The organism is Christiangramia aquimixticola (genome assembly GCF_048285835.1).
In the GTDB taxonomy this organism is placed as follows: domain Bacteria; phylum Bacteroidota; class Bacteroidia; order Flavobacteriales; family Flavobacteriaceae; genus Christiangramia; species Christiangramia aquimixticola.
Genome location: NZ_JBLVTL010000003.1, coordinates 27,045 through 43,435, shown reverse-complemented (window position 1 = coordinate 43,435; position 16,391 = coordinate 27,045). Strand labels below are relative to the sequence as shown.

The window sequence follows — 16,391 nt, the reverse complement described above, 5'->3', positions numbered from 1 at the left end:
GCACAGCTGGTGTTAATTTCCCAGGCTTAATATTTTTGGTAATTTAGCCCCATGATCAAGGTGGTAATTATAGGCGCCGGGAATGTAGCCGGACATTTATACCAGAGCTTCAAAAAAACGGAGCAAATCAATGTAATCCAGGTATTTAACCGGAATATCGATAAAATTGATTTTACCGATCGTTCTACCAGGAAGTCCAGTAATTTTGATGAAATTGAAGATGCAGCTCTATATATTCTGGCAGTAAAAGATGAAGCCATCCCGGAAGTTGCCAATAATTTAACTTCAAAAAACGGATTGGTGGTCCATACTTCAGGAAGTGTTACTCTGGATTCCCTTTCAAAATTTGAGAATCACGGAGTATTTTATCCGCTGCAAAGTTTCAGTAAAAATAAACCGGTAGATTTCAGCGGAATTCCAATTTGCATTGAAGCAAATTCAGAAAAAAACCTGGGCCTTTTAAAAGAAGTGGCTTCATTTTTAAGTAAAAAAGTATTCGAAGTAAATTCAGATCAGCGCAAGGCATTACACCTTTCCGCAGTTTTTGTAAATAATTTTAGCAACCATCTTTTTACCATTGCAGCAGATTATTGCCGGGAACATGACCTTCCCTTTGAAATTTTACAGCCATTGATCAGGGAAACTGTTTCGAAAATCGACAGCCTCCCGCCTTTTTCAGCTCAAACCGGTCCTGCACTCAGGAATGATCAAAAAACTATTGACGAACACCTGTCCATGCTGGACGGTGACCGCAAAAAAATATATGAACTAATCACCCATTCTATTCAAAATTTACATGGAAAAAAGCTATAAAGAACACTTAAACCAGATCAACACCTTCGTTTTTGATGTTGACGGAGTATTAACAGATGGTTCCATCCAGATATCTTCACAGGGAGAACTTTTAAGAACCATGAATATCAAAGACGGTTATGCGCTAAAACTTGCTCAAAGCTCCGGTTATACGGTTTGTATTATTAGCGGAGGTAAAAATGAGGGTGTTCGCAGCAGATTAAGAAATCTTGGAATTACCGATATCTATCTTGGAGTTAGTGACAAAGTGGAACAAATGGATGAGTTCTTTGATATTTATAATATCAATCCAGAACAGGTTTTATATATGGGAGACGATATCCCCGATTATTATCCCATGAAACTGGTTGGTCTCCCATGTTGCCCACAGGATGCAGTCCCTGAAGTTAAAGAAGTTTCCCTTTATGTATCCCACAAAAAAGGTGGTGAAGGATGTGTACGGGATGTGATCGAGCAGGTAATGAAAGTACAGGGAAAATGGATGGAAAAAACTCCATAATCTATGATCAATTATATTAAGATCTTAAGGCCGGGGAACCTTATTTTCATTGCCCTTACCATGTTCCTTATTAAATATGGCCTTTTTGAACCTTTTGGGGTGGCCATCACCTTGAATTTGTTTGGTTTCTCCATGTTGGTGCTGGCAGTAATTCTGGTTGCAGCGGCAGGTTATGTGATCAATGATATTTTTGATATCACGGCCGATAAAAATAATAAACCGGGGAAGGTCTACGTAGGCAGGCATATTTCGGAAAAGAAAGCTTACACCCTATTCTTTGTTTTAAATATTATAGGAATTGGATTAGGTTTCTATTTATCCAATATGGTGGGAAGGCCTGCATTTTCGGCATTTTTCATTTTTGGGTCAGCCATTTTATATCTTTACAATTCACAATTCCAGGAAACTATACTGGTAGGGAATATCCTGGTTAGCCTGATAGTTGGGCTAATCCCGGTAGGAGTTGGATTATATGACCTTTTACCGGCTATAACACCTCAAAATCAATCAACTCAAGCCACCATTTTTTCTATTTTAATTGATTACTCAATATTCGCATTTTTGATCAATTTCCTGCGCGAAATTGTAAAAGATCAGGAAGATATTGACGGAGATTACAATGCAGGTTATAAAACGCTCCCTATAGTTCTTGGGCAAAAAAGAACCAATAAAGCTTTATTCTTACTGGGACTTATTCCAACCGGATTCCTCCTTTATTACATGTATGAATACCTGTTCGAAAACCGGGTGGCCATTTTATATGCTTTATTTTTATTGGTTGCGCCGCTTTTATATTTTCTTGTATCCATACTCTCGGCAGACAGAAAATCAAACTATACCCAATTGAGTCGGGTTTTAAAATTCATCTTATTTTTTGGGTTGCTTTCCATAGGTCTGCTTCAATTTATAATACTTTAATCCATGCTGAAACAATTACTTAGTAACCACGAAATAATTCTCGCTTCGGGTTCACCCAGAAGACAGAAATTCTTTGAAGATCTCGGGATCCCGGTAACTATTGACGTGCGATCTGTCGATGAAGTATATCCCGATCATTTGAAAGATGAAGAGGTCACAGATTATTTATCAAAATTAAAGGCCGAAGTATTTTTAGATGATCTTAGCGCCAATCAAATCCTTATAACCAGTGACACCATAGTTTCTCATAATGGAACTGCCATGGGAAAGCCGAAGGATCATAATGACGCTGTTAGAATGATCACTACCCTATCCGGGGAAGAACATCAGGTAATTACTTCAGTTTGTTTTACAACCTCAGAATCCCAGCAAGTTGTGAACTATACTACCAAAGTTACCTTTCATGAACTTAGCAATGAGGAGATCGAATATTATGTCACTAATTACAAGCCTTTTGATAAGGCCGGAGGTTATGCCATACAGGAATGGATTGGCCTTATTGGAATAAAAAAGATCGAGGGCAGCTATTTTAATGTTGTTGGATTACCAACAGATTTGGTGTACAGAACTTTAAAAACCATGGTTACGGGCTGAATTTTGTAACTTTATATAAAAACATGATTCGCCAATTTAGCCTCATAGCGGTTCTTTTACTGTTTAGCTCTTGTTCAGAAATGATGAACAGGCAACCGGAATTGGTGCTAACTGATGAATTTAAAGACTACTGGTATTCAGGAAAAGCTGAAATTACCTCCTACCACCTGGAACAAGCCCGATACGGTGAAATTAGGGAAGGTGAAGCAGTTCTTATTTACGTGACCGAAGATCTATTACCAGATCAACAGGTAAAAGCAAATTCAATTACTTCCGGCGGTATCTCCAGTTTAAAACTAAATTCAACCAAGAAATTTCTCACCGGAATCTATCCATATAGCATTATGCAGAGCAGTTTTTATCCACTGGATGGAAAACCGCATGCAATTAAGGTTTCGGCATCTATTCAGGAATGGTGCGGGCAAACTTATATGCAGTTGAATAACCGGGGAGATTTTGATATAGTTACCCACTCCTATTTTGAAGGAGAGGCAGATACTTATATAAAAATAAATAAGGTAAATCTTGAGAACGAGATCTGGAACCGGTTGCGCGTTCAGTATTCTGATTTACCTGTAGGTAATTTTAAAATGATCCCTTCTTTTGAATATTTGCGGCTAACCCATCAAAAAGTTGAACCTCATATTGCCACCGGAGAATATTATACCAACAACCATTTGAATGTTTACGAGCTAAATTATCCGGATTTAAAAAGAAATCTCAAGATCTACTTTGACAGGTCCTTCCCTTATTCCGTAGAAAAGTGGGAAGAAACTTATCCATCAGGCACCGGAAATGATGCTATAACTTTAACTACGAGAGCTGTAAAAAAACAACTTTTAAGAACCGATTACTGGAACAGAAATTCGAATAAAGATTTACCTTTACGCAACAAATTAGATCTGGATTAATGTACGAATTACTTACTACCTACCGCGACGAATTATTGTACTCCCTTGCTGTTATCATACTGCTGATGGTTATCCAGTTTATACTTAAAACAGCTGCCAATAAAGTGGGCAAAAAAAGTGAGATCAATTTCACCCGTACCAGGCTGATGTTTAAATACATCAATATTCTAATCCTGTTAATTGCAGCATTTCTTTTGGCGATTGCCTGGGGAGTAGGTCTAACCGAGTTGTCGGTGATCTTTTCTTCGGTATTTGCAGTTATAGGGGTTGCTTTATTTGCGATCTGGTCTATTCTTAGCAATATCACTTCCGGGATCATCTTGTTTTTCTCTTTTCCTTATAAGATTGGAGATACCATTAGGATACATGATAAAGATCTTGAGGTGGAAGCAGAAATTGAGGATATTAAAGCATTTCATCTACACCTTAGAACCAGAGAAGGAGAATTGATCACCTACCCTAACAACCTGATTTTACAAAAACCGGTGTCACTTATCGAAAGGAATCGGTATCGTGATGAAGGAAAGGATGCCCTGTAGGTAAAAGAATAGAAATAATCCGGAATGTAGAATTGAAAGTTTTTATATTTGGTAAAATCTGTTTTGATGAGGAATTTTCTTATTGCCTTTCTGCTCTTTAGTTTTACCTACACCAATGCCCAGGCTCCGGAAAAATGGAGCTCTTCTGAAATCTACTCACAACTTAAAAAACTCAACTTCCTTGGTTCAGTTTTATATATAGCTGCTCATCCCGATGATGAGAATACAAGATTAATTTCCTATTTCTCGAATCACAAACATGCCAGAACTGCCTATTTATCCCTAACGCGAGGCGATGGTGGACAAAATCTCGTTGGACCCGATCTTAGAGAAAAACTGGGAATAATTAGAACTCATGAATTGCTGGCGGCACGTAAAATCGACGGCGGAGAACAATTCTTTACCCGTGCGAACGATTTTGGTTATTCTAAAACCCCTTCTGAAACTCTGGAAATTTGGAATAAAGATGAAGTTTTAAATGACGTGGTATGGGCTATTAGAAAATTTAGACCAGATGTTATTATTAATAGATTCGATCACCGCACCCCGGGTTCCACTCATGGCCATCATACTTCTTCTGCCATTTTAAGTGTTGAAGCATTTGACCTGTCAGGCAATAAGACCGAATTTCCAACACAGCTGAAATATGTTCAGGCTCATCAGCCTAAACGACTTTTTTTTAACACTTCACCCTGGTTCTATGGAGGAGATGAAGCTTTTGCCGAAGCAGATAAATCTAAATTTATAAGTTTCGACACGGGCACCTATTTTCCACTAAAAGGACTTTCCAATCCTGAAATCGCCTCATTAAGTAGGAGTCAGCACCGTTCTCAGGGATTTGGTAGCACAGGAAGTCGTGGTAAACAAATGGAGTATATTGAATTAATAAAAGGTGATATGCCTGAAGAAGATTCTGATATATTCGATGGGATAGACACCAGCTGGAATCGGTTAAAAGGAGGAAAGCCTATTGGTGATATTTTACAAGCTGTAGAAAATGATTTTAATTTTGAGGATCCTTCAGCAAGTCTTCCACAATTAATAAAGGCTTATCAGTTAATTCAGAAACTTGAAGATGAACATTGGAAAGCTTTAAAAACCGAACAAATTAAAGATATTATTTATGCGGTTTCCGGTTTATTCCTGGAAGCAGTTGTAGAAAAACCCACGGCTATCCCTTCAGAATCAATTAAAGTCCAGTTAGAAGCGATTAACCGGAGTGATGCAAATATTCAGCTTAAAGCAGTTACGCTTTATCCCAATAATTCTGAAATACAACCTTCCATATCGCTTAAAAATAATGACAGCTGGAATTCTTCAGTAGTTTTCACAATTCCGGAAAAAGCTCAATACACTTCTCCCTACTGGTTAAGGGATAAATCGAGTATGGGGATGTATACGGTAAACGACCAGACTTTAAGAGGTCTACCCGTAAACCCAGATTATGCAGTGGCCAAATTTCAGCTAAAAATTGAGGGTGTTGACCTCGTTTTTACACAACCATTGGTACACAAATACAACGATAATGTATTAGGCGAAACTTATAAGAATTTTGAGATTGTACCCGCTTTAAATCTTAGGTTTAATGAAGAACTACTGGTTTTTAATAACGGAGAATCCAAATTAGTCTCCCTTGAAGTTGTTTCCAATACCTCTAAAATTTCAGGAAAAGTTAATTTAACAGCGGGGAAAGGCTGGAAAATTGAACCCGTTGCCTCCAGCTTCTCTATTAATCAACCTGGAGGAATTGAAAAACTGAGTTTTAAAATCACCCCTCCTACAGAGGCTTCAGAAACCAGACTTATCCCTACTGCCCTGGTAGAGGGAAAAACCTATGACAAACAGCTCACTGAAATTAACTATGGATATTTCCCTGATCAAAACATCATAGAACAGGCCGGAATGAAGCTTGTAAAACTCGAGATAGAGAAAAAAGGTGAACATATAGGCTATATTCATGGTGCAGGAGATTCCGGCCCCGAAAGTCTGGAACAAATGGGTTATTCCGTGAGTATTCTGTCTCCGGGAATGATCACGACAAACAATCTTAAAAAATTCGACGCCATTGTTTTAGGCATTCGCGCTTATAACACCATTGACGAACTTAAATTCCGCCAGAAGGCTTTAATGGAATATGTGGAGAATGGCGGAACTTTGATCGTGCAGTATAATACCAACCGTGGGCTTTTAGTCGATAAGCTCGCCCCTTACCCACTAACTTTATCAAGGGACCGGGTGACCAATGAAAATGCAAAGGTGGAATTCCTTGCCCCGGAGCATCCGGTATTGAATTATCCCAACAAGCTTTCTAATGCCGATTTTGGCAATTGGGTTCAGGAACGAGGTTTATATTTCCCAGATTCCTGGGGAGAACAATTTACTCCAATCCTCAGTATGAATGATGATGGAGAGACACCTAAAACCGGCAGTTTGCTCGTGGTTCAATATGGAAAAGGATATTATATATACACGGGATTAAGCTTTTTTAGACAATTTCCTGAAGCCGTTCCGGGGGCCTACCGACTATTCGCTAACATGTTATCTATTGGAAAATAATGGAAAAACCAGATTCATATCATTGGAAAAAAAGTTATACCTGGGTTCTAATTGCCAATGCCCTTTATATTCTGGCCTTTTATATTATCATGAAATATTTCGCTTAAAATGCAATTAATAGACTGGATCATTTTAATTGGAACCATAGCCTTTATTGTATGGTATGGAGTTTACCAATCTCGCGGAAGCAAAAATGTGGAAGATTATGTTGGAGGAGGAAAAAACGCCAGATGGTGGACCATAGGTTTATCTGTAATGGCAACTCAGGCGAGCGCCATCACTTTTCTATCCACTCCGGGTCAGGCCTACCATGATGGGATGGGCTTTGTTCAGTTCTACTTTGGGCTGCCCATTGCAATGGTTATCATCTGTATGGTTTTTATTCCCATTTACCATCGGCTTAATGTTTACACGGCCTATGAATACTTGGAAACCAGATTCGATAGAAAGACAAGAACTTTAACCGCCTTGTTATTTCTCATCCAACGAGGGCTTGCTGCCGGAATCACCATTTTTGCACCAGCCATTGTACTCTCCGCTGTATTAGGCTGGAACCTAACTTATTTGAATATCATAATAGGTACGCTAGTAATAATTTATACAGTATCCGGTGGTACAAAAGCGGTAAGCGTTACCCATAAACAGCAAATGGCGGTGATCTTAACCGGAATGATCGTAGCCTTTATAATAATCCTGAATTACCTGCCGGGAAATATTGACTTCTTTAATGCCCTTGAAATTGCCGGTACTTCGGGTAAAATGGATGTTCTGGATTTATCTTTCGATTTTGAGAACCGATACACCTTATGGAGCGGATTGATTGGCGGAAGTTTTCTTGCCCTTTCCTATTTCGGGACAGATCAAAGTCAGGTACAACGATATCTCACCGGTGGTTCGGTTAGGGAAAGTCAGCTGGGTATGATCTTTAACGGACTTCTAAAGGTGCCTTTGCAGTTCTTCATTCTGCTGGTTGGGGTTATGGTGTTTGTTTTCTATCAATTCAATTCTCCTCCATTAAACTTCAATCCGGCAGCGACAGAAACCGTATTAAATTCCAATTATTCTGAACAGTACCGAGATTTGATGATCGACCATGAAGAGGTTCAGGAAAAAAAACATGAGATCACCCTGAATTATGCCGATCGAAAAGCCGGGATGAGTGAGGAGGAATTGGCAGTTTTCCAAAAGAATTATCAAAACCTCGAAAAAGAGCAGTTTGAAATTAGAGAAAAAGCAAAACTGTTTATCAATGCTTCTGAAGGGGAAGCCGAAAGCAATGATAAAGATTATGTCTTTATTCATTTTATCCTGAATAATATGCCCCGCGGGTTTATTGGTTTATTATTGGCGGTTATTCTTTCTGCAGCAATGTCTTCTACGGCTTCAGAACTTAACGCTCTCGCCTCCACCACAGTGATTGATCTTTACCGCAGGAATCACAAAGAGATCAAAAGTGAAGAACATTATCTGGCAGCCTCCAAATGGTTCACCTTGATGTGGGGAGTAATTGCGATTCTATTCGCCAGTCTGGCAGATCTTTTTGATAATCTAATACAACTGGTAAATATTATTGGTAGTATTTTCTACGGAAATGTTCTTGGGATATTCCTGTTAGCATTCTTCATCAAATATGTAAAAAGCACGGCGGTTTTCATTGCTGCCATCATTACCCAAATTCTTGTCATCCTGGTATTTAAGATGGACCTCATGCCTTATTTATGGCTGAATGTTTTAGGATGCGTCCTGGTGATTACCATAGCTTTTTTAATACAGTTATTCAGAAATGACAATCCACAAACTATTAGTCCATGATTAAAATAAAATGGGGAATTATTGGTCTGGGTAAGATCGCCGGTAAATTTGCAACCGGCCTTATGTATGCTGATAAAACAGAACTCCATGCTGTAGCCAGTAGGGATCTGGAAAAGGCTAAATCTTTTGCAGGAAAATTTAACTGTAAAAAATACTACGGATCCTATCTGGAATTAATGCAGGACGAAAAAATTGATGTAGTTTACATTGCTACTCCCCATGCTTTTCATCATGAACTCAGCATTCAATGCTTAAAACTTGGCAAAGCTGTATTGTGCGAAAAACCCTTTGCCCTTAATGCCAGCCAGGCTCAGGAAATGATCGACACCGCACGGGAAAATAACACCTTTATAATGGAGGCCCTTTGGACCGCGTTTCTTCCCCACTTTAAACATGTCTCCAGGATCGTCAACAAAAAGGAATATGGAGAAATAAGATCTCTAAAAGCAGACTTTGGATTTCCTGCGGAATATGACGCCACTAAAAGATTGTTCAACAAATCTCTGGGCGGTGGAAGTTTACTGGATATTGGTATTTATCCGGTATTCCTTGCTTACAGTTTACTAGGAAAACCAGAAGAGATTCTGGCAAAGGCTAAAATGACAGAAACCGGGGTGGACCTAAATTGTGAAATTGTATTTATTTACTCCAATGGCCGTAAAATTGAGCTTTTTTCCACTTTTGAAGAAAAGACCAAAACTATGGCTGAAATTGAATTTGAAAAAGCCAGAATTCAGATAAATTCCAGGTTCCATGAACCTACCTCTATAACCACATACGTGAATAATAAACATGAGGTAAGGGATTTTGGGGTGGAAAATAATGGATATACTTATGAAGCTGAACACGTGAATAGGATGCTTCAGGAAAAACGCATAGAAAGCAACATTTGGACTCATCAGAACACCCTGGACCTAATCCAGCTTTTGGATGAAATTAGAAACAAGATTGGATTGGCATATTAAAAAAGCTCTCAAAACCCGGATGGTTAATGAGAGCTTTTGTAAATGTTTCAAGTTTAGGAACTATTTACTTCCTTCCCATTTCGCAATGGATTCCTTATTCATTTTTACATAGTCAGGATTGTTGGCTTTTTCGGCAGCGGCCATGGATCTTTTAGCAGTTGCAATAGCTTCTTTGGTTTTACCCATATCTGCTTCGATAAGAGATTTTCTTCTTAACATCCAGAATGCTTTATCTCCGGCCATTTCAGTAGCCTTATTTACCCATTTATAAGCCTTATCCAAATCTTTTCCGGCTTCATGATAATAGGAAGCAGCAGCGAAGTAATCATTTGCTGTAGGACCATTCATGATTTTCTCGATACTGGCCATAGTCTTTTCATCTGTCGGGAATTTCATATCCACCATAGCTATGGTGTTTTCCCAGATAAAATTCAAGGTTGCAGCATCGTTTTTAAGCTCATCGATAAGGATAGTAAATGTTTCCATATTCATAGGCATTTCTATCGTCTTGGCATTTGCCTTTAAAGCAACTTTACTATCGTCCCAATTTTGCGGTACACCCCAGTTATCGATAGTACTGTAGAACATTACTTCCCATGAATCCTTTTGAGGTTTAGTATAAATGGAATAAGAACCTTTTTTAAGTTCTTTCCCATCAATCATCACATTATCACTAAATGTAATTATGGTATTGGCATTGGCTCCGGTTCTCCAGATCTCCCCATAAGGAACCAGATCTCCAAATATGGTTCTGCCCCGCACACCAGGTCTTGAATATTCGACGGTAACATCTGTTAATCCAACTTTTTGTTCAATTTTTCCAAGCGGACTTGGAGCAGGTGCTTCAACCTGTGCATTTACTGTAAAACAAAGGCAAAATATTAATGCCAGAGATAGTAATTTTTTCATATTATTTGATTTTAGATAGCTTAAAGATAAACATTAAACCAATTACCTCATATTTTTAATAACATCAGCGATTATCAGGTTCAGTTTCAACAACTTTGCTACGAGCATCTTAATTTAAGCGGAAACTTTCTATTTAATTTTTGTTTAACTTAATTAATTTTATTTTAAACAAACTCTGGTGTACATTTATCAAAATTCCTTTGATGAAAATCTATACCCTTACCAGTATTCAAAAACTACCCATTTCTGCCCCTCAAGCCTGGGACTTTCTTTCAAACCCGGGAAATCTGAAAATCATCACTCCGGATTATATGGGTTTTGAGATTATATCTGGCGGTGACAGGCCTATGTTTCCGGGACAGTTGATCCAATATCTGGTTACTCCTGTGGCCGGAATAAAAACCAAATGGGTAACAGAAATCACTCATGTAAAGGAAGGTGAATATTTTGTAGATGAACAAAGGTTTGGCCCTTACTCCTTATGGCATCATAAACATTTTATAAAACCAATAAACGGCGGAGTGGAAATGGAAGATATTATAGATTATAAACTTCCTTTTGGGCTTCTTGGGCGACTAGCGCACCCAATCCTGGTAAGATCCAAATTGAAGGAGATCTTTGATTACAGAAGAGAAAAACTTATTGAATTATTCGGTGAATTTGATGAATCCCACAACCAGCAAAAAACCTTAAAGCAGGAGATTATAAATTAGAAAATATGAAAAAGAATATTCTTTTGATTGGCGGTTCTAGCGGGATTGGTTATCAAATCTCTGAGCTTTTAAAAGTAAATAATAATATAATTGTTGCTTCCCGAACCACGGGTACATTGGACACAAATAAGGTCAAACATCTCAAATTTGATGTATTGGAAGATGACATTTCACAACTGGATCTTCCTGAAAAATTAGATGGTTTTGTGTATTGTCCAGGTTCGATCGACCTTAAACCTTTTAAAATGATCAAACCGGAAAATTTTGAAAAGGAAATGAATCTTAATTTTTTCGGAATGGTGAAATGTCTTCAGGGAGTACTTGAGAAATTAAAAAAATCAGATCAGGCAAGTCTGCTTTTCTTTAGTACAGTTGCGGTTAAAGTTGGCATGCCATTCCATACCAGTGTTGCAGCTTCCAAAGGCGCTATTGAAGGATTTGCAAAATCACTGGCTGCAGAATATGCACCAAAATTCAGAGTAAACGTGATCGCTCCTTCTTTAACAGATACTCCTCTGGCTGAAAAACTATTATCAAATGAAGATAAAAGGAAAAAAATGGATCGAAGACATCCATTAAAACGAATTGGTGCAGCTAAAGATATTGCGAATCTCGCCTCTTTTTTACTAAGTAATGAAAGCGGCTGGATCACAGGCCAAGTGCTTGGTGTGGACGGTGGACTTTCTACAATTAATAGCAATTAATGAAGAATTTAAATATTTTCTGGTTCCGAAGAGATCTTAGGTTAGACAATAATGCAGGTTTGCTTGCAGCTCTTCGAGAAAAGCTACCGGTGATGCCCATTTTCATATTTGATCCGGAGATTCTGGACAACCTTCCTAAAGATGATGCAAGGGTTACTTTTATATATGAAACCCTTCAGAAGATTAGAAAAACTTTACAGGAAGAATATGGTAGCTCCATAGCCATTTATCATGATCAACCTAAAAAGGTATTTACTGAAATTTTACAAAATTATAAAGTTCAAAAAGTATTTACGAACAGAGATTATGAACCTTATGCCCGGGAAAGGGATCAGGAAATAAAGAATCTTTTAAATGATCATGAGGTTGAATTTGAAGATCATAAGGATCAGGTAATATTTGAAAAAAATGAAGTTGTAAAAAAAGACGGAGACCCTTATGTAGTTTTTACTCCTTATAAAAATACCTGGATGGATGTTTTCAAAGATTCAAATCTTGAAATATTTGGTTCTGAAAAGCATTTAAAAAATTTAATTCAAAACAGCAGATTGCCAAATCTTAACTTAAATGATCTTGGCTTTAGCAGATCTTCTATTGAAGTACCGCCATATAAAATTTCTGAAGACCTAATCCAGTCATACGAAAAGAAAAGAAATTTTCCGGGAGTAGATGGAACTTCCAGACTTGGACCTCATTTGCGATTTGGGACGGTAAGTGTTCGAAAAATGGTTCAAAAGGCCAATGATGAAAATACTAAGACCTTCCTGAATGAACTCATTTGGAGGGAATTCTTTATGCAGATTCTTTATCACTATCCACATACTGTGACCGATGCTTTCAGAAAAAAATACGACAGAATTCATTGGAGAAATAATGAAGAGGAATTTGAAAAATGGAAGAACGGAGAAACCGGTTATCCTTTGGTTGATGCAGGCATGCGGCAGTTAAATAAGACCGGATTCATGCATAATCGAATAAGAATGCTGGTAGCCTCCTTTCTCTGCAAACACCTTTTAATCGATTGGAGATGGGGAGAAGCTTATTTTGCAGAAAAATTACTGGATTATGAAATGGCTTCCAACGTAGGAAACTGGCAATGGGCCGCAGGTAGCGGTGTAGATGCCGCCCCGTATTTTAGAATTTTCAATCCAACTACACAGATCGAAAAATTCGATAAAGACAGGAAATATATTAAAGGATGGGTAAAAGGTTATGATACCACAGATTATCCCGAAGAAATGGTTGACCACAAAGAAGCCCGGGAGCGGGCACTCCAAACCTATAAAAAAGCAGTTAGCAATCAGTAAGTAATTCCCTTGCTTTTTCTAAGTCTTCAGGAGTATCGATCCCAATGCTTTTTACTGAAGTTTCCACCATTTTTATTTTCTTCCCATATTCCAGGTATCTGATGCATTCAATTTTCTCTGAAGCTTCAAGGGGTAACATAGGCAGTCGGTAAAAATCCATTAAGGCAGATTTTCTAAAGGCATAAATCCCAATATGCTTGAAATAAGTAACATTGGCAGAGGTATCTCTGGGATAAGGAATAGGAAATCTTGAAAAATACAGGGCATGATTGTTTTCCCCGGTGATCACCTTTACATTATTTGGATTAGTAATTTCATCACTATCGGTAAGTTTGGTTTTTAGACTCGCGAGGTCGATCTCCTCTGCACCCGGTTGCTCAAAAACCTCAAGTAGTTTCGCCAGACTATTCGCGTCTATAAATGGTTCATCCCCCTGTACGTTTACCACAATATCCACGTCCATATTTTCTACTGCTTCCGCGATCCTGTCACTGCCACATTCATGCGGAGTTTGGCTTAAAATAGCCTTCCCTCCTGCTTTTTCAATTTCATTGAATATTCTATCGTCATCTGTAACTACATAGACTTCCTCAAATAATCCGGTATTTTTAGCTGCTTCATAGGTTCTGGTTATAACCGTTTTGCCATTGAGATCCTGCATTAGTTTTCCCGGAAATCTTGAAGCTTCAAATCTGGCAGGAATCATGGCGATCACCCGGTTTTTCTCTCTATGCTGCATCATAATTTTTCAGTAAAAATAAAGATTAGTTTTCAGTAAAAAAATCATCACCAAACCCTATAAGATATAATTTATTCTGTGCTCTGGTCAGGGCTGTGTACAACCAGCGTAAATACTCTTTGCCCACGCCATTGGGAAGATAAGGTTGTTCAATAAATACATTCTTCCACTGCCCACCCTGCGATTTATGACAGGTAATTGCGTAAGAAAATTTGATTTGCAGGGCATTAAAGTATTTGTTGTTCTTGATCTGCATGAACTGTTTATATTTTGAACGTTCATTAGCATAATCCTTCTTTACTTCTTCATATAATTTATTGGACTCATCATAGGTAAGTGAAGGGGTGTTACTGGTGAGCGTATCCAACATAATAACCGTTTCAAAAGGTCTCATTTTTGGATAATCAACCATTTGCACCTGAACTTCAGCAAATCTGAAACCGTATAATTCCTTGAATTCAAAGATCTCCAGCACTTTTACAATATCCCCATTCGCAATAAAACCTGCTTCACTGCTTGGTTTGATCCAGAAATAATTGTTTTTCACCACCATTAAATAATCTCCTGCAGAGAGTTCATCCTCCTGGAAAAGTATCCGGGACCTAATTTGCTGATTGTACATATTAGCCCTTTTATTGGATCTTACTATAATACTGGTATCTTCATAACCATTGACCCCATACGAATCCTGGATCGCATCCATGATCTCATAGCCATCTTTTAGCCTAACCACATCTGCATTCGAAGTGAGTTCAAATTTAAAGCTCTCATAGATCTCATCCTGCAGGCTTTCTCTAATAAGAGTCGCATTTCGTAAAATATCGCTTTCTTCACTTTGCCTTACCACTTCATCCAATTCTATAAAAGAGACCTCCTTATTATAGTTCATCCCAAGCTTTTGCTCTTCCAGGGCCGGACTTAGATCCATTTTGACCGGTGGTAACTGGGCTGTGTCTCCAATAAGAATTAACTGACAGTTATTTCCTGAATATACAAACTGAATAAGATCATCCAGCAAAGAACCATTTTCAAATAATTTCGAATTTCCACCATCATCAGAGATCATCGAAGCCTCATCTACTATAAATAAGCTGTTTTTATGTTTATTTGGTTGTAAGGTGAATTGAACTCCGCCGGCACCCGATTTTTTAGGAAAATAGATTTTTTTATGGATGGTAAATGCTTCCTTTCCGGAATAATTGGAAATCACCTTTGCGGCCCTTCCTGTGGGTGCTAGCAGAACTCCGGACTTCCTTATTTTCCAAAGGTTTTTAACCAGAGTACTTATAATGGTAGTTTTCCCTGTACCGGCAAAACCTTTCAGTAAAAACAAGCGATCCTTCCCTCCTTTTACCACAAATTCAGAAAGCATTTGCAATGCTATATCCTGCTTGCTCGTAGGTTCAAAACCAAGGTCGTCTAACAGTAATTTAAAGAAGGAATCGGGAGTGGGGTTATCCATATAAAGTGCATAAAATCTCAAAGATAAGAATGGATTTTTATGACAGAAACTTTTGCGAATAAAAAAAAGTTGTAGATTTGCCTGTAACCTATAACCTTCAAATTAAAACTAAACTTTAAAAGCATGAGATTTGTAATACAGATACTTCTTTGGTTGGTGATTATCTTCCTGGCATATCTTACATTCAACGCGGTTTACGAACCACTACAATTTAACAAGATCAAAGAAAAAAGATACACTAAGGTTATCAAAAACCTAAAGGATATCAGAGCTGCAGAATTGGCTCATCAAGAAGTAACTGGTAAATTTCAAGGAGACTGGGATAGCCTGGTAAAATTCCTTGATACTGCAGAATTTGCAATTACTCAACGTCGTGATACTACTTTCCTTGACGAAGAATATAAAAAGACTTATGGTGTTGACCAGTATATTGAAAGTGTAGTGGTTGATACTTTAGGATTCGTTCCTGTAAGAGATTCCCTATTTAAAGGTAATCAGGAAAGATACCGTACAATGATGAATGTACCGGTAGAAGGAGTGGATGCTAAATTTGAATTACGTGCCGGAACTATCAAAAAAGGAGATTCAGATATCCCTGTTTTTGAAGCCAGAATCCCTAAAGCCGTAGTTCTTTCAGACCAGGACAGAACATTGGTTCTTCAGGAAAACGAAGTACAGTCTGTGGATGATGTAAATGGTCGTTATATAAGTGTTGGTTCCATGACCGAAGTAAGTACCAGTGGTAATGGATTTGACAGATATGGTGGAGACAAAGACAACGAGTAACAAGAATACAAATAATAAGAAATTGTCCATTCAGATCAACCTGAATGGACTTTCTTTTTGTATCCTGGACCAGACTGCCAACGAGGTCATTTATCTTAAAAAGATAGATTTCGAAAAACAACTGGATCCCATTCGCATTCTAAGCAGGATAGAACAAGCCTATG

The 16,391-nt window shown here is 38.1% G+C and carries 17 protein-coding genes; 14 read left to right on the top strand and 3 right to left on the bottom strand.

Features of this window, described 5'->3' with window-relative positions:
* Positions 1-51 precede the first annotated feature (51 nt).
* The 9 genes from ACNKXV_RS07070 (at position 52) to ACNKXV_RS07030 (ending at position 9,607) form a co-directional block, all read left to right on the top strand.
* On the top strand, positions 52-813 hold the full coding sequence (locus ACNKXV_RS07070; protein WP_417907014.1) for a Rossmann-like and DUF2520 domain-containing protein: 762 nt from the start codon (positions 52-54) through the stop codon (positions 811-813).
* Entirely contained in the window at positions 797-1,312 is a 516-nt protein-coding gene (locus tag ACNKXV_RS07065; protein ID WP_417907013.1) for a KdsC family phosphatase, read from the top strand. The genes ACNKXV_RS07070 and ACNKXV_RS07065 overlap by 17 nt, the downstream gene beginning before the upstream one ends.
* A 3-nt stretch (positions 1,313-1,315) precedes the next feature.
* Positions 1,316-2,230 (top strand): geranylgeranylglycerol-phosphate geranylgeranyltransferase, encoded by a 915-nt coding sequence (locus ACNKXV_RS07060; RefSeq protein ID WP_417907012.1) that lies wholly within the window; start codon positions 1,316-1,318, stop codon positions 2,228-2,230.
* A gap of 3 nt (positions 2,231-2,233) precedes the next feature.
* A complete protein-coding gene (locus ACNKXV_RS07055; RefSeq protein ID WP_417907011.1) occupies positions 2,234-2,824 on the top strand; it encodes a Maf-like protein in 591 nt (196 codons plus the stop codon).
* A gap of 23 nt (positions 2,825-2,847) precedes the next feature.
* Positions 2,848-3,735: a septum formation inhibitor Maf gene (locus ACNKXV_RS07050; RefSeq protein ID WP_417907010.1), complete on the top strand. Its 888-nt coding sequence runs from the start codon at positions 2,848-2,850 to the stop codon at positions 3,733-3,735.
* Positions 3,735-4,274: a mechanosensitive ion channel domain-containing protein gene (locus ACNKXV_RS07045; RefSeq protein WP_417907009.1), complete on the top strand. Its 540-nt coding sequence runs from the start codon at positions 3,735-3,737 to the stop codon at positions 4,272-4,274. Before ACNKXV_RS07050 ends, ACNKXV_RS07045 begins: the two co-directional genes overlap by 1 nt.
* A 66-nt stretch (positions 4,275-4,340) precedes the next feature.
* A complete protein-coding gene (locus ACNKXV_RS07040) occupies positions 4,341-6,830 on the top strand; it encodes a PIG-L family deacetylase (RefSeq protein WP_417907008.1) in 2,490 nt (829 codons plus the stop codon).
* Between the two features lie 108 nt (positions 6,831-6,938).
* Positions 6,939-8,642, top strand: a complete 1,704-nt coding sequence (locus ACNKXV_RS07035) for a sodium:solute symporter family protein (protein ID WP_417907007.1) — start codon at positions 6,939-6,941, stop codon at positions 8,640-8,642.
* Positions 8,639-9,607, top strand: coding sequence for a Gfo/Idh/MocA family protein (locus ACNKXV_RS07030; RefSeq protein ID WP_417907006.1), 969 nt, complete (start codon positions 8,639-8,641; stop codon positions 9,605-9,607). Before ACNKXV_RS07035 ends, ACNKXV_RS07030 begins: the two co-directional genes overlap by 4 nt.
* Before the next feature lie 60 nt (positions 9,608-9,667).
* Here the strand turns inward: ACNKXV_RS07030 and ACNKXV_RS07025 are convergent, their stop codons facing one another.
* Positions 9,668-10,516: a DUF2911 domain-containing protein gene (locus ACNKXV_RS07025; protein WP_417907005.1), complete on the bottom strand. Its 849-nt coding sequence runs from the start codon at positions 10,514-10,516 to the stop codon at positions 9,668-9,670.
* Positions 10,517-10,719: 203 nt separating this feature from the next.
* Here ACNKXV_RS07025 and ACNKXV_RS07020 point away from each other — a divergent pair, with 203 nt between their 5' ends.
* Genes ACNKXV_RS07020 through ACNKXV_RS07010 form a run of 3 tightly spaced genes read left to right on the top strand, consistent with a single transcriptional unit; the run spans position 10,720 to position 13,240 of the window.
* Positions 10,720-11,229: an SRPBCC family protein gene (locus ACNKXV_RS07020; RefSeq protein ID WP_417907004.1), complete on the top strand. Its 510-nt coding sequence runs from the start codon at positions 10,720-10,722 to the stop codon at positions 11,227-11,229.
* 5 nt (positions 11,230-11,234) lie between these two features.
* Positions 11,235-11,933 carry an SDR family NAD(P)-dependent oxidoreductase gene (locus tag ACNKXV_RS07015; RefSeq protein WP_417907003.1) on the top strand — a complete coding sequence of 233 codons (699 nt, stop codon included), beginning with the start codon at positions 11,235-11,237 and terminating at the stop codon, positions 11,931-11,933.
* Entirely contained in the window at positions 11,933-13,240 is a 1,308-nt protein-coding gene (locus ACNKXV_RS07010) for a cryptochrome/photolyase family protein (RefSeq protein ID WP_417907002.1), read from the top strand. Before ACNKXV_RS07015 ends, ACNKXV_RS07010 begins: the two co-directional genes overlap by 1 nt.
* Here the strand turns inward: ACNKXV_RS07010 and kdsB are convergent.
* Both kdsB and ACNKXV_RS07000 read right to left on the bottom strand, forming a co-directional pair.
* On the bottom strand, positions 13,227-13,979 hold the full coding sequence (kdsB, locus tag ACNKXV_RS07005; RefSeq protein WP_417907418.1) for a 3-deoxy-manno-octulosonate cytidylyltransferase: 753 nt from the start codon (positions 13,977-13,979) through the stop codon (positions 13,227-13,229). The genes ACNKXV_RS07010 and kdsB overlap by 14 nt on opposite strands.
* A gap of 25 nt (positions 13,980-14,004) precedes the next feature.
* Positions 14,005-15,441, bottom strand: coding sequence for an ATP-dependent DNA helicase (locus ACNKXV_RS07000; RefSeq protein WP_417907417.1), 1,437 nt, complete (start codon positions 15,439-15,441; stop codon positions 14,005-14,007).
* Positions 15,442-15,564: 123 nt separating this feature from the next.
* On the opposite strand from ACNKXV_RS07000, the gene ACNKXV_RS06995 reads away from it, so the two are divergent.
* Together ACNKXV_RS06995 and ACNKXV_RS06990 are read left to right on the top strand one after the other, a co-directional pair.
* Positions 15,565-16,227, top strand: coding sequence for a hypothetical protein (locus tag ACNKXV_RS06995; RefSeq protein WP_417907001.1), 663 nt, complete (start codon positions 15,565-15,567; stop codon positions 16,225-16,227).
* On the top strand, positions 16,187-16,391 hold a 205-nt coding region (locus ACNKXV_RS06990; RefSeq protein WP_417907000.1), incomplete at its 3' end, for a DUF3822 family protein. The genes ACNKXV_RS06995 and ACNKXV_RS06990, both read left to right, overlap by 41 nt.